The organism is Pseudomonas sp. A6, assembly GCF_052367875.1.
GTDB lineage: Bacteria > Pseudomonadota > Gammaproteobacteria > Pseudomonadales > Pseudomonadaceae > Pseudomonas > Pseudomonas citronellolis.
Genome location: NZ_CP198970.1, coordinates 98,416 through 111,347, shown reverse-complemented (window position 1 = coordinate 111,347; position 12,932 = coordinate 98,416). Strand labels below are relative to the sequence as shown.

The 12,932-nt window shown below is 64.0% G+C and carries 11 protein-coding genes; 2 read left to right on the top strand and 9 right to left on the bottom strand.

Annotated elements, in window-relative coordinates:
* Positions 1–79: 79 nt before the first annotated feature.
* Together ACTWJ5_RS00485 and ACTWJ5_RS00480 are read right to left on the bottom strand one after the other, a co-directional pair.
* Positions 80–1,318 (bottom strand): MFS transporter, encoded by a 1,239-nt coding sequence (locus ACTWJ5_RS00485; protein ID WP_256513649.1) that lies wholly within the window; start codon positions 1,316–1,318, stop codon positions 80–82.
* 161 nt (positions 1,319–1,479) lie between these two features.
* Complete coding sequence (locus tag ACTWJ5_RS00480) at positions 1,480–2,334, bottom strand: hypothetical protein (protein ID WP_256513648.1); 855 nt, start codon at positions 2,332–2,334, stop codon at positions 1,480–1,482.
* A gap of 302 nt (positions 2,335–2,636) precedes the next feature.
* Between ACTWJ5_RS00480 and ACTWJ5_RS00475 the strand changes: the two genes are divergently transcribed.
* Positions 2,637–3,512 (top strand): helix-turn-helix domain-containing protein, encoded by an 876-nt coding sequence (locus tag ACTWJ5_RS00475; protein ID WP_256513647.1) that lies wholly within the window; start codon positions 2,637–2,639, stop codon positions 3,510–3,512.
* Between the two features lie 1,014 nt (positions 3,513–4,526).
* On the opposite strand, the gene glmS is transcribed toward ACTWJ5_RS00475, so the two are convergent.
* The 7 genes from glmS to ACTWJ5_RS00440 form a co-directional block, all read right to left on the bottom strand.
* On the bottom strand, positions 4,527–6,362 hold the full coding sequence (gene glmS, locus ACTWJ5_RS00470) for a glutamine--fructose-6-phosphate transaminase (isomerizing) (protein WP_249918272.1): 1,836 nt from the start codon (positions 6,360–6,362) through the stop codon (positions 4,527–4,529).
* A 12-nt stretch (positions 6,363–6,374) separates the two neighbouring features.
* Positions 6,375–7,145 carry a DeoR/GlpR family DNA-binding transcription regulator gene (locus ACTWJ5_RS00465; RefSeq protein WP_009614568.1) on the bottom strand — a complete coding sequence of 257 codons (771 nt, stop codon included), beginning with the start codon at positions 7,143–7,145 and terminating at the stop codon, positions 6,375–6,377.
* Positions 7,146–7,444: 299 nt separating this feature from the next.
* Positions 7,445–9,334 (bottom strand): GGDEF domain-containing protein, encoded by a 1,890-nt coding sequence (locus tag ACTWJ5_RS00460; protein WP_444437263.1) that lies wholly within the window; start codon positions 9,332–9,334, stop codon positions 7,445–7,447.
* A complete protein-coding gene (locus ACTWJ5_RS00455; RefSeq protein ID WP_074980485.1) occupies positions 9,331–10,194 on the bottom strand; it encodes an endonuclease/exonuclease/phosphatase family protein in 864 nt (287 codons plus the stop codon). Before ACTWJ5_RS00455 ends, ACTWJ5_RS00460 begins: the two co-directional genes overlap by 4 nt.
* 11 nt (positions 10,195–10,205) lie before the next feature.
* Positions 10,206–10,847, bottom strand: a complete 642-nt coding sequence (gene dsbA, locus ACTWJ5_RS00450) for a thiol:disulfide interchange protein DsbA (protein WP_009614565.1) — start codon at positions 10,845–10,847, stop codon at positions 10,206–10,208.
* A gap of 155 nt (positions 10,848–11,002) precedes the next feature.
* Positions 11,003–11,611 carry a c-type cytochrome gene (locus ACTWJ5_RS00445; RefSeq protein ID WP_116425975.1) on the bottom strand — a complete coding sequence of 203 codons (609 nt, stop codon included), beginning with the start codon at positions 11,609–11,611 and terminating at the stop codon, positions 11,003–11,005.
* 44 nt (positions 11,612–11,655) lie between these two features.
* On the bottom strand, positions 11,656–11,946 hold the full coding sequence (locus ACTWJ5_RS00440) for a c-type cytochrome (protein ID WP_009614563.1): 291 nt from the start codon (positions 11,944–11,946) through the stop codon (positions 11,656–11,658).
* 188 nt (positions 11,947–12,134) lie between these two features.
* On the opposite strand from ACTWJ5_RS00440, the gene yihA reads away from it, so the two are divergent.
* Entirely contained in the window at positions 12,135–12,794 is a 660-nt protein-coding gene (yihA, locus tag ACTWJ5_RS00435) for a ribosome biogenesis GTP-binding protein YihA/YsxC (protein ID WP_253391005.1), read from the top strand.
* Positions 12,795–12,932: the final 138 nt, after the last annotated feature.

Genomic DNA, 12,932 nt, shown 5'->3' with positions numbered 1-12,932 from the left:
TGAATGTACTGCAGCTCAAACAACCTGTCTAATTTTTGATACGATTCAGACGAAATGGCCTGATAGTCGGCTTCGATAGTTAAGCCGGCTGTACCTTTTTCAGCTCTTCGCTCTGGCAGGGAGGAAGCAAAAAGACAGTAGCGGCCATCGCCACAACGTAAAGCGACGCGAGAAGCATGATCGCGGCGGAGAAGGAATAGTGAAGCGCCACGGCCCCCACAACCAAAGGACCGAAGCCGCCCGCCGCCCTTCCGATATTGAACAACACATTCTGGGCTGTGGCTCGGATCTGCGCCGGGTAAAGGTCAGAGATCAATGCTCCATAGCCTCCGATCATACCGTTCACGAAGATCCCCATGATGGCACCGGCGAACAGCATCACCGTTGGGTTATCGAGGTTGGCATACGCGATGACCATGAGCGCTGCGCCAGCCTGGTAGAGCAGGAAAATCTTCTTACGGCCGAAGCGATCTGCCAACTGGCCGAACAGCCAGATCCCGAACGCCATGCCCAAGACAGTAACCGCGGTCCAGGTGCCGGACGCAATGAGCGAGAAGCCGAATTTCTCGGACAGGTAGCTGGGCATCCAAATCATCAGGCCGTAGTACCCGAAGTTCTGCACGGAAGTGAGGACCATTACCCCTATGCTGGCCTTGCTGGTCTGCCGGTCCTTGAAGAGGTCTGTGAATCGACGCGCGAATGGAACAGGATCAGCGGCAGCTTTCACGAACTCAGCCGGCTCGCTCATGGTATGGCGAACAACGAGCGAGACGAAGGCAGGGAGTAAGCCAACCAGGAACATGCCGCGCCAGCCAATGTAAGGCAGAAGCAACGGCGTGAGCAGCGCAGCAGCAAGAACACCGGCCTGCCATCCCATTCCCACATAGGAGGATGCCCGGTTGCGTCTGTGAGCAGGCCAGGTCTCAGCAATCAGTGCCATGCCGATGCCAAACTCCCCGCCCAATCCGAATCCCGCAAGGGTTCGGTAGATGAGCAAATCCCAATAGCCTTGGGCAAATGCGCAAAGGCCTGTGAAAATCGAGAATGTGAGGATACACAGGGTCAGCATTCGTACCCGGCCGTATCGATCACTCAGTTGGCCAAAGATCAATCCGCCCACCACCGCCCCCAGCAACGTCCAGGTCACCAGCGAGCCCGCCTCCGATGAGGTCAATGCAAGACCGACCGTGATCGCAGGCAGCATGAATCCGAGAATCAGTAAGTCGAAGCCGTCCATTGCATAACCAGTCACACTCGCTATCAAAGCCTTCCTCGGTGACGCATCCTTTTTTTGAAGCTTGTCGAACGAAGCCATCATGCTTTACCTCTTGTTTTTGTATCGTTTTTTAGACGATCCGGCGCATGGACTCGCCAAAATCTTCGCCTTTCGGTACCTCAAGGGCTTTCCACAGGATACTGCTAGCTTACACGCCCGTCTAAATATTTAGATTAACAAGTCGTGACTAAGCTGAACGAAAGTCAAAGGTGCCATTCCAGGTTGATCGACAAGGCATCCACATCGATGCCATCTCCCGTCCGGTTGCCGAATTTATTACGCCAGTATTCATATCCTGGCCCAATCCAGAACACGTTTTTCCAGGCCCCGACGAGGTGCCCCGCATCCAGCATCAAGGATGCGCGCATCAACTGCTCATCAGCCGTGGGGTTGTTCCGGTAGTCATCACCCTTTTCACTGTTGTAGCTGTAAAAGCCTTGGAATTTCATGGGCACGCTGCCAACCGAGAACGGCCTCCCCCATGTCAGGTTCAGTTGGTAGAAAGGGTCGAAAAGCATTCGTGAATGGTTGCCAGGCAAATCACAGCTATCGAGCCCACAGTGGTTCCACTCCCGCGCGTAGTAGAGGCTTAGGTCGAGAAAGCCTACGGGCAACGTGAACTTAAGGGTTGGGCCGATCAGCACCATTCGCTTGCGCGACTGGAATGCGTTGTTTTTGGTATTCCAATCGAAGCCTAGGGTCAACGCGACATCCTTGACCGGGCCAAACGCCAGAGGCTGATCGAAAACCCGCCCATACTGCAGCTGATTCCGATAGGTCAGGTAAATCTCAGTGGCGCCACTGTCGCTATCCTTACGAGGGTCATTGTGATCGGACTTGAACACATCAAGGTTGGCGAACTGCTGGCCTAAGGCGTAGCTGCTGACATGAGTGAGTTGGGCAATGTGCTTGGCCACATCCTTCCGCTTGCCCGGATCAGAGAAATGGCTGCTATAGCGGTATCCAATAAAGGTGTCGCTATATGACGGGGATTGGGCTGCCATCACCACAGGCGACAAAAAAAGCGCGAGCATAGGCGCGCCGATGCGGGTCTTCATCAGAGAAGCTCCTATCAGGGGGAGGGAAAGGTTGACGTTGCTTCGTTAACTAGCTGAATGGCTCAGAAGCCAGAGGGCTAAGCGTAGTAATGGCGTAATGGCTCGAAACAGAGCGGGCAGCGGTATGGGTCGCTGACGCACGGCTTGGCACGTAGGAGGGTTGAGTAGACATGAGCTGGCCTTTTTTGTATTTTTTAGACGAGCAACCTTGAATGTCTAAATATTGATACGCCTGCAGCATGGCTTCGTCAAGCCGATGTGGTCGGACACGCGCACTCACCAGATGATGATAAGGATTCGCAGTGAGCCAGATTGATTACCAAGCAATCGGCGAGCGTCTCAGGGCATTTCGAATTGGCCGCCAGTTGAACGCCGATCAGGTCGCGGAGAAGCTCGGCATCTCGCGTGCCGCCGTCTACCGCCTTGAGCTCGGCAAGATTGTGAAGCTCGAGACCCTGGAGCGCCTGGCCGAGCTCTTAAAGGTTTCCCTGACCAGCCTGCTCGGTTCCGATACAGAATATTTCGACAATGCGCTGGGTTACTTCGAGCGGATGAGGCAGTTGGAGGCTAGGTCCAGCAGCATTATTTCCTACTTCGACCCGTTTTCGTACCTTCTGACAACCCCAGAATACTCCGAGCTGTTCAAAACGATGCTTTACGAGGCGAGACCTCGTGGTTTCAGCGAAGCTCAGGAAGCGATGGAAGGACAAATACTGAGCATCCTAGACGAACGAAAATCCACGTTCTTCCGTCAGAAGTTTCAGGTCAAGTCCATCGTCAGCCTGCGCCAAATCGAACGCTACCTGCACATTGGATTGGTAGGCCGCTTGGATTTGCCGCCCAGCGTTCGTATGGAGCGCGCTTTACTGGCCCGGAGAGAAATCGAAAACCTGATCAGTATCATGGATTCGAACAGCGAGCATCCGAGCATCTATCTGATCGACGAAGCACTCCCCAGTGCCACGTTCCAGATCTTCGAGCAGAAAACCACCAGCTACGTAGCAGTCAGCCCGTATCGCTTGGGCGAATTACCAAATCTGCACGTTGGCATTGCTAGCGTGACGTCTTCAGAGCAAGCAGTGGCCATGTATAAAGCCATGTCCTCAGATTTGCTCAGCAGAGCGTTTTCAGGGCACGATGCAACGAAAAAACTCCAGCAGTTGTTGGCAAAGCTGTGATTGGACTAATAACAGACGATCAAACGACTGCCGCATTGGTGCTCTACGACCGCCTGACGGGAGCCTGAGGCGTGCATGACGATTCGGTTATCCGTTGGTGGTGACGCGGGGGTGGGGTTGTCCTGAGTGGCTTGTCAGTCAGGCGCCATCCTTCCTCCCCCGTCATTCCCGCGAACGCGGGAACCCAGTGACTTTGGGGTTGGGGCTTGGTGTAGCGCGCCGCTCCGAGTGCATTGATGCCTCTCGTTTCGCCCCCTCGGGCGAGTCCCTTTTGTCAAACGCCACAAAAGGAACCAAAAAGGCTTGCCCCGCATACGGGCCCGATGGAGCCGGGCTACCCTCACGAACTCCCCCGCCACGGAGGCCCGCCCCGAGGGTACGTCCCTGTAGCCCGCGGGGCTCTCGCGACATCCATGTCGCATGACCTCCTGAGCGGGGGCTTCGCTCGGCCTTCTGAAGGGGCGCTACGGTGCGCTCGGATATTCCTCTGGAAATCCCAAGAGCAAACGCGCTTTTGCTTTTGCTTTTCGTAGGAGCGAGCTTGCTCGCGAACCGCCCGTCACTGGGTTCCCGCGTTCGCGGGAATGACGGGGTGGGGTGAGGAGTTTCAGGATGACTCTAGATTTCCCACCCACTCCGAACAGCCCCCTCTCCCTTCAGGGAGAGGGTTGGGGAGAGGGCGCTCTTACCCCCAACACCGCAATCACCGGCACACTCCATTCGCGAGCAAGCTCGCTCCTACGAAGAGCACCTCGGCGCGGCCTGCAAGGCAGTTGCTCCTGCGTTGTTTTCTGGGTTCCCGCGTCCGCGGGAATGACAGGGGATGGTTAGGCGTATCAGGACGACTCCAAACTCCCCACCCACTCCGAACAGCCCCCTCTCCCTTCAGGGAGAGGGCTGGGGAGAGGGCGCTCTTAACCCCAACACCTACGCCACCGGGAAACTCCATTCGCGAGCAAGCTCGCTCCTACAGTCATGTACGACGTTATCCGCCCCACATTCCGGCCGCGCGGTTTATTCCACCGTAACCGACTTGGCCAGGTTGCGCGGCTGGTCGACGTCGGTGCCCTTGAGCACGGCCACGTGGTAGGACAGCAGCTGCAGCGGCACGGTGTAGAGAATCGGCGCCAGGCAGTCATGGATCGGCGGCATGCTCACCACGTGGGTGCCCGGGCCGTTGCCGAGGCCGCTGTTGGCCTCGGCGAAGACGATCAGCTCGCCGCCGCGGGCGCGGACTTCCTGCAGGTTGGACTTGAGCTTCTCCAGCAGCTCGTTGTTCGGCGCCACCGTGACCACTGGCATGTCGGCGTCGACCAGGGCCAGCGGGCCGTGCTTGAGCTCGCCGGCCGGGTAGGCTTCGGCGTGGATGTAGGAGATTTCCTTGAGCTTCAGCGCGCCCTCCATGGCCACCGGGTACTGCGCGCCGCGGCCGAGGAACAGGGTGTGGTGCTTCTCGGCGAACAGCTCGCCGACCTTCTCCACCACCTTGTCCATCGCCAGGGCTTCTTCCAGGCGCGTCGGCAGGCGGCGCAGGGCTTCCACCAGTTCGGCCTCGACGCCCTCGCCCAGGCGGTTCTGCACCCGGCCGATGGCCAGGGTCAGCAGCAGCAGGGCCACCAGCTGGGTGGTGAAGGCCTTGGTCGAGGCCACGCCGATCTCCGGGCCGGCCAGGGTCAGCAGGGTCATGTCCGACTCGCGCACCAGCGAGCTGGTGGCAACGTTGCAGATCGCCAGGCTGGAGAGGAAGCCCAGCTGCTTGGCGCTGCGCAGCGCGGCCAGGGTGTCGGCGGTCTCGCCGGACTGGGAGATGGTGACGAACAGGGCGTCGGGCTGCACCGCCACCTTGCGGTAGCGGAACTCGCTGGCCACCTCGACCTGACAGGGGATGCCGGTCAGCTCTTCCAGCCAGTAACGCGCCACCAGGCCGGCGTGGTAGCTGGTGCCGCAGGCAACGATCTGCACGTTGCGCACCTTGGCGAACAGCTCGGCGGCGTTGGGTCCGAAGTTCTCCACCAGCACCTGGCCGGAGCCCAGGCGGCCTTCCAGGGTGCGCTGCACCACCTTGGGCTGCTCGTGGATCTCCTTGAGCATGAAGTGGCGGTACTCGCCCTTGTCGGCGGCCTCGGCGCCCTCGTGGTACTGCACCGCCTCGCGCTTCACCGGGCGGCCTTCGGCGTCCCACAGCTGCACGCTATCGCGGCGCAGCTCGACGATGTCGCCTTCTTCCAGGTAGATGAAGCGGTCGGTGACCTGGCGCAGGGCCAACTGGTCGGAGGCCAGGAAGTTCTCGCCCAGGCCCAGGCCGACCACCAGCGGGCTGCCGCTGCGGGCGGCGACGATGCGGTCCGGCTGGTCCAGGCTGATCGCCGCCAGGCCGTAGGCGCCGTGCAGTTCCCGGACCGTGGCTTTCAGCGCGGTGGTCAGGTCGCCCAGCTCGCGCAGGCGCAGGTGCAGCAGGTGGACGATGACCTCGGTGTCGGTCTGCGAGGTGAACACGTAGCCCTCGCTCTTGAGGTATTCGCGCAGCTCCTCGTGGTTCTCGATGATGCCGTTGTGCACAACCGCCAGGCGGTCGTGGGAGAAGTGCGGGTGGGCGTTGGCCTCGCTGGGCGCGCCGTGGGTGGCCCAGCGGGTGTGGGCGATGCCCAGGTGGCCGGCCAGCGGCTGTTCGGCCAGGGCCTGCTCCAGGCTGGCCACCTTGCCGACGCGGCGGCGGCGCTGCAGTTCGCCGGCGGCGTCCACCAGGGCCAGGCCGGCGCTGTCGTAGCCGCGGTATTCGAGGCGCTTGAGGCCCTCGATCAGGATCGGGGTGACGTTACGTTCGGCAATGGCGCCAACGATTCCACACATGGGGCGTTCTCCTTAGTTCGTGCAGCGCGCGCGTATGACTTTCACGCCGCGCGCCTCGATCTGGGCACAGGCCTCGTCGCTGAGGCGCTCGTCGGTGATCAGGGTCTGGATGCTGCTCCACGGCAGTTCCAGGTTGGGCATGCGCCGCCCGAGCTTGTCGGCCTCGGCCATGACGATCACCTCGCGGGCAACCTCGGCCATCACCCGGCTCAGCCCGAGCAGTTCGTTGAAGGTGGTGGTGCCGCGCGCGGGGTCGAGGCCGGCGGCGCCGATGAACAGCTGGTCGAAATCGTAGGAGCGCAGCACCTGCTCCGCCACCTGGCCCTGGAACGACTCCGAGTGCGGGTCCCAGGTGCCGCCGGTCATCAGCAGCACCGGCTCGCGCTCCAGCTCGCGCAGGGCGTTGGCGACGTTCAGCGAGTTGGTCATCACCACCAGGCCGGGCTTGTGCCCGAGTTCGGGGATCAGCGCGGCGGTGGTGCTGCCGCTGTCGATGATGATCCGCGCATGCTCGCGGATGCAGGCCGCCGCGGCGCGGGCGATGGCCTGCTTGTAGGGCGACAGCGGTGGGCTCGGCTCGGCCAGCAGCTCCTGTGGCATGGGCACCGCGCCGCCGTAGCGGCGCAGCAGCAGGCCGTTGCTCTCCAGGGCGGCCAGGTCCTTGCGGATGGTCACCTCGGAGGTGGCGAAACGCCGGGCGAGGTCGTCGACGCTGACCTCGCCCTGCTGGTTGAGCAGGGCGAGGATCTCGTGGCGGCGCTGGGGCGTGTTGCGTTTCGACATGAAGGCTTATGTTTCGATTCGAAAGTTATAGGTGCGAATCAAAACCCAAGAGCTTTCATTCGTCAAGTTCGGGTGATGGGAGGTTGGGGCGATGTAGGAGCAGCTGTCTATTGGGTTCCCGCGTTCGCGGGAATGACATCGGAAAATACGGTTCCCCACACCCGTCATTCCCGCGAACGCGGGAACCCAGAAAACAACGTAGGAGCGGGCCCTGCCCGCGATTCGCGCGCAGGGCGCGCTCCTACAGGGGTGCGATACGGGTGGGACTAATCGTTCGCGGTTATCAGCCGGGCAGCGCCTCAGCCCATCTCCAGGCGGTTGCGGCCGCCGCGCTTGGCGCGGTACAGGGCCTGGTCGGCGCGTTCGAAGGCCACTTCGTTGCGCTCGCCGTCGCGGAACTGGGTGAGGCCCGCGGAGCAGGTGATGGTCAGCGGCTCGCCCTTGAAGTGGAAGGGAATGCGTTCCACCGCCGCGCGCAGCGCTTCCAGCAGCTGGCGGCCGCCGTCCAGAGGCGTGGAGGGCAGCAGCACGACGAATTCCTCGCCGCCGAAGCGGGCGATGAAGTCGGTCTTGCGCAGGCGCTTGGCCAACTCGCCGGCGATGATCTTCAGCACCTTGTCGCCGGCCAGGTGGCCGTAGTCGTCGTTGATGCGCTTGAAGTGGTCGACGTCCAGCACCGCCAGCAGCAGTTCGCCGCCGAAGCGCTGCACCCGCGCCACTTCCAGTTCCAGGCGCTCGCTCAGGGCGGCGCGGTTGGGCAGGCCGGTGAGGGGGTCGGTCAGGGCCTTCTGCCGCTGGTCCTCGATGCTGGCCTGGAAGGTGCGCGCCTCTTCCTCCATCGAGGAGACCCGCGCCACCAGCGCCTGCAGGCGCTCGCCGGCCTCGCGCTCGCGGGCCTCGCGTTCCTGGCGGTGCCGCTCGATGCTGCCGAGCAGGCCTTCCAGGCGCTCATCCACCGAGCGCTTGAGGCTGTCCAGGTCGGTGGCCTGCTGCACGCTGTTCTGCAGGCCGCTGACCTGGTCGCGCAATTCGTCGTCCAGGCGCCGCGCGCTGTCGGACACGGCGTCCTGGCCCTGCTGCACCGCGCCGAGGCTGTCGAGGAAGGTGCTCAGGCGGTCGTTGAGCTGGTGCAGGTAGCCTTCGAAGGCGGCCTGGCCGCTGTCGTTGAGGGCCAGCACCAGCACCGCCAGGTCGTCCAGCACCGGCACCAGTTCGTACCAGTTCAGGCTGCCGTTGATGCGCTCGCGCAGGGCCTGGGCCTGCGGGCGGTAGGTGGCCGGCAGTTGCAGCTGGTCGAGCAGGTTCAGCAGGCTGGCCTCGATGTGCGGCGCCACCGCGCTGTAGCCGGGCTCGGGCATCGGCGGCAGGGCGTAGTGCTGCTCGCCCTCGCCGTCCAGCAGCACCGGGCGCGGCGCGCTGGGAATCAGGTCGGCCGGCAGCGGCAGGCTGTCCAGCAGCGCGGCGGACGGCGCGGGCGACGGCAGCGGCTCGGGGTCGGCCTGCGGCGCCACGGCGGCGGCCTGCTGCGCAATGGCCGGGGGCGCTTCGTCCGCGACGGCCACGGGGGCCACAGCGGCCTCGGCCCTGGCCGGAGCCGCCGGCGTTTCGCTGGCCGGCGCGCCGTTGCTGGCGGGCGCGGACTGGGCGGGGCCGTCCTCGCCGTCTTCGCGGCCGCCGAACAGGCGTTGCAGCAGACCGGGGCGCGGCGCCTCGGCGTCGGACAGCTGCTCCAGCACGCGCCGCTGCAGGTTGCCCAGTTCGCCGAGCAGCACCGGCAGCTCGCGGGACTGGCTGGCGCGCGCTTCCAGGTCGCGGGCGAACAGTTTCAGCGGCAGGCGCACGTCCCGCGGCAGGTCGAGGTTCAGCAGCTGCTGGGCGATCTGCTGCAGCGCCGTGATGTTCTGGCGGATGCGCTGCTGGCGGCGCTGTTCGGAGTCCAGCACGGTCTTTTCCAGGCGCGGGATGAGCCGCGCCAGGCCCGCGTCTATGTCGTTGCGGCGCAGCAGTTCGCGCAGTTCCTGCATGCACTGGTCGACCGCCTTGTCGCTGCCCTCGGCGGCCAGGCTGCTGCGCACCAGGCCGCGGCGCAGCAGGTCGACGCGCACCTCCCAGCGGCGCTCCAGGCGCTCCTGCTGGTCGATGTTGGCAAGGTACTTTTCCTTCCAGCGCTGGTTGTCGTCGCGGCTCATCGAGCGTCCTTGAGAGAAAGCGCGGAGTCTTGCCGGCAGCCGTCGGGCAGGCGGATCTCCACGGCCACCGGCAGGTGGTCGGAGATCGGCTCCGGCAGCACGCTGACCCGCTCCAGGGTCAGCCCGGGGCTGAGCAGGATATGGTCCAGGCAGCGCTGCGGGCGCCAGCTGGGAAAGGTCGCCTGGACCTGCGGGGCGATCAGCCCGAGATCGCGCAGCGGCGAAGTCTCCAGCAGGTCGCTGGCGTGGGTGTTCATGTCGCCCATCAGCACCTGGTGGCGGTAGTTCTGCAGCAGCTCGCGGATGTAGGCGAGCTGGCGGGTGCGGGTGCGCGGGCCCAGGGCCAGGTGCATCATCACCACGGCCAGGGCGTTGTCGCCCTCGCCGAAGCGCATGAGGATCGCCCCGCGGCCGGGCGGGCCGGGGAGCGGGTGGTCTTCCAGCAGGGTCGGGCGCAGGCGGCTGAGCAGGCCGTTGCTGTGCTGGGCGATGCGCCCGAGGTTGCGGTTGAGCTGCTGGTACCAGTAGGGGAAGGCGCCGAGCTGGGCCAGGTGCTCGACCTGGTTGACGTAGCCGGAGCGCAGGCTGCCGCCGTCGGCCTCCTGCAGGGCCACCAGGTCGTAGCCGGACAGCAGGTCGCCGATGCGCTGCAGGTTGCCGGCGCGCCCGGCGGCGGGCAGCAGGTGCTGCCAGCCGCGGGTCAGGTAGTGGCGGTAGCGTTCAGTGCTGATGCCCACCTGGATGTTGAAGCTGAGCAGGCGCAGGCGGCCATCGGCGGGATAGCCGGATTCCGCGGCCTGCGGATTGACCTGCGCGGGGCGGGAGGCGACCACCCGCTGCTGGCGGAGCCTGCTCAGCATGGCGGGTTACCTCACTGGGCGGCCTTGGCGGCGTCGCGTTCCTTGGCGATCAGGAAGTCGGCCAGTTCCAGGGCCTTCTCCGGGCCACCGGCCGAGCCGATGTCGAAGCGGTACTTGCCGTTGACCACCATGGTCGGTACGCCGCTGATCTGGTAGGCCATGGCCAGCTTCTTGTCCTTCTCGATCTGGCCCTTGATGGCGAACGAGTCGAAGGTGCTGAGGAACTTGTCCTTGTCCACGCCCAGCGGGGCGAGGAAGTCGGCCATCTCTTCGGGGGTGGCCAGTTTCTTGCCTTCCTTGTGGATGGCCTCGAACACGGCGGTGTGCACCTTGTGCTCCACGCCCATGGCTTCCAGGGTCAGGAATAGCTGGCCGTGGACGTTCCAGATGCCGCCGAACATGGCCGGGATGCGGACGAAGTGCACGTCGGCCGGCAGTTTCCCGATCCACGGGTTGATGGTCGGTTCGAAGGCGTAGCAATGCGGGCAGCCGTACCAGAACAGCTCCACCACCTCGATCTTGCCGGGCTGGGACACCGGAACAGGGGTGCTCAGCTCGGTGTACTGCTTGCCGGATTCGAACTCGGCGGCTTGCGCGCTGAGACCGAACAGGCCGGCGAAGGCCAGTACGGCGGTGAAAATCAGGTTACGCATGGTTCACTCCTTGGCTGGATCGGGGGCGCCGCGGCGCGGCGGTGATTGGACTGGATAGGCCGGCGGCGGTTCCAGGCATTGTAGTGGCGCCGGATACGAAAAAGGGTGGCCGAAGCCACCCTTTTTTTTCAAGCCGTGCCGCGCGGGCGAAGGCCTCAGTGCAGGCCTTCGATGTAGCTGGAGACCGCGGCGATGTCCTTGTTGGACAGCTTGGCGGCGATGCTGCGCATGATCATGCTGTCGCCGTCGTTGGTGCGGTCGCCTTCGCGGAAGTTGGTCAGCTGCTTGGCCACGTAGGCCGCGTGCTGGCCACCCAGGTGCGGGAAAGCCGCCGGCTCGTTGCCCACGCCGTTGGGCGAGTGGCAGCCGGTGCAGGCGGGCATGCCCTCGGCGAGCTTGCCGCCGCGGTACAGGGCCTCGCCGACGGAGACCAGCTTGGGATCGGCGGCGCCGACGCTCATCTTCTGGCTGGAGAAGTAGGCGGCGATGTCGGCCAGGTCCTGGTCGCTGAGGTTGGTCAGCAGGCCGGTCATCTCCAGAACGGTACGCTTGCCGTCCTTGATGTCATGCATCTGCTTGAGCAGGTATTTGTCGCCCTGGCCCGCCAGTTTCGGGAAGTTCGGCGCCATGCTGTTGCCATCGGCACCATGGCAGGCGCCGCACACGGCGGCTTTCGCCTGGCCGGCCTTGGCATCGCCGACTTCGGCGTGGGCCATACCGGTCAGTCCCAGGGTCAAGAGCAGACTCACGATTATTTTGTTCATCAGCTAATCCATTACGGCTAATAGGTGAAAGAGAAAAGCCCGGGTTACTTGGACATCCACTGGATGATTGCCTTGTAGTCCTCGGTGTTGCAGTCGGTGCACAGGCCACGCGGGGGCATGGCGTTGAAACCGTTGGTGACGTGCTGCACCAGCGTATCCATGCCTTTGTCCAGGCGCGGTTTCCAGGCTGCGGCGTCGCCCTTCTTCGGGGCCATCGGCAACTGGCCAGCATGACAGGCGCCACAGGCCCGGTTGAATACCGCTTCCGGGTCCTGGGCGGCCTGCACGCTGGTAGCCATCGCGGCGGCTACGGCTGCGAACAGCAGTTTCTTCATGATCGTCCTCATCGGGAGGGAACGTCCGCGTTCTATTGCGCGGCCGGTTGATTATCGCGTTCCCGTGGCGCCCGACCCTGGGGGATAAAGCGCACACAAAATCCGCGGCATTATATACTTCGCCTGCCTGTTCGAAAACGAGACCGGCCCCCGCGACACCGAGTCGCACCCCGCCGCGGAAGCCCCCCATGCCCCCCAAGAGCCCTGCCAAGAACCCCATCCTCAGCCTTTGCCAGCAGGCAACCTTCCTCATCAGCGCGGCCAAGGTCGAGCAGTGCCCGGAAGACGGCGGCCGCGAAGTCGCCTTCGCCGGCCGCTCCAACGCTGGTAAGTCTAGCGCGCTAAATGCACTCACCCATGCCAATCTGGCGCGAACCTCGAAAACCCCCGGGCGCACCCAGTTGCTGAACTTCTTCCGCCTGGACGACGAGCGCCGCCTGGTGGACCTGCCCGGCTACGGCTACGCCAAGGTGCCGATCCCGCTGAAGCTGCACTGGCAGCAGCACCTGGAGGCCTACCTGAGCAGCCGCGAGAGCCTGGCCGGGGTGGTGCTGATGATGGACATCCGCCATCCGCTGACCGAATTCGACCGCCTGATGCTCGACTGGGCCCAGGCCAGCCGGCTGCCGATCCACGTGCTGCTGACCAAGGCCGACAAGCTGGCCTTCGGCGCGGCGAAGAACGCGCTGCTCAAGGTGCGCCGCGAAATCCAGCAGGGCTGGGGCGACGTCGCCAGCGTGCAGTTGTTCTCGGCGCCCAAGCGCGAGGGAGTGGAGGAGGCGCAACAGGTCCTGGCGGCCTGGCTGGGCCTGCTGGAAGAGGACGGGGAGGAGGTCGAACAGGCCTGAAGGCCCGGCGCAGAAGGCGCCGGCTGGCCGCCGGCACTTTTGCGCGGGCAAAAAAAACCCCGAGCTTCGTATGGGGAGGGGGAAGTTCGGGGTTTAAGTCCGGACCGCTAGGGCGGGGTCCAGGATTCTGCCAACACT

What these genes read in the sequence shown, in the direction of transcription:
- ACTWJ5_RS00465 (WP_009614568.1), bottom strand. Translation starts at nt 7,145, where the DNA reads ATGTCGAAACGCAACACGCCCCAGCGCCGCCACGAGATCCTCGCCCTG.
- ACTWJ5_RS00485 (WP_256513649.1), bottom strand. Translation starts at nt 1,318, where the DNA reads ATGATGGCTTCGTTCGACAAGCTTCAAAAAAAGGATGCGTCACCGAGG.
- ACTWJ5_RS00455 (WP_074980485.1), bottom strand. Translation starts at nt 10,194, where the DNA reads ATGCTGAGCAGGCTCCGCCAGCAGCGGGTGGTCGCCTCCCGCCCCGCG.
- glmS (WP_249918272.1), bottom strand. Translation starts at nt 6,362, where the DNA reads ATGTGTGGAATCGTTGGCGCCATTGCCGAACGTAACGTCACCCCGATC.
- ACTWJ5_RS00445 (WP_116425975.1), bottom strand. Translation starts at nt 11,611, where the DNA reads ATGAACAAAATAATCGTGAGTCTGCTCTTGACCCTGGGACTGACCGGT.
- ACTWJ5_RS00460 (WP_444437263.1), bottom strand. Translation starts at nt 9,334, where the DNA reads ATGAGCCGCGACGACAACCAGCGCTGGAAGGAAAAGTACCTTGCCAAC.
- ACTWJ5_RS00480 (WP_256513648.1), bottom strand. Translation starts at nt 2,334, where the DNA reads ATGAAGACCCGCATCGGCGCGCCTATGCTCGCGCTTTTTTTGTCGCCT.
- ACTWJ5_RS00440 (WP_009614563.1), bottom strand. Translation starts at nt 11,946, where the DNA reads ATGAAGAAACTGCTGTTCGCAGCCGTAGCCGCCGCGATGGCTACCAGC.
- yihA (WP_253391005.1), top strand. Translation starts at nt 12,135, where the DNA reads ATGCCCCCCAAGAGCCCTGCCAAGAACCCCATCCTCAGCCTTTGCCAG.
- dsbA (WP_009614565.1), bottom strand. Translation starts at nt 10,847, where the DNA reads ATGCGTAACCTGATTTTCACCGCCGTACTGGCCTTCGCCGGCCTGTTC.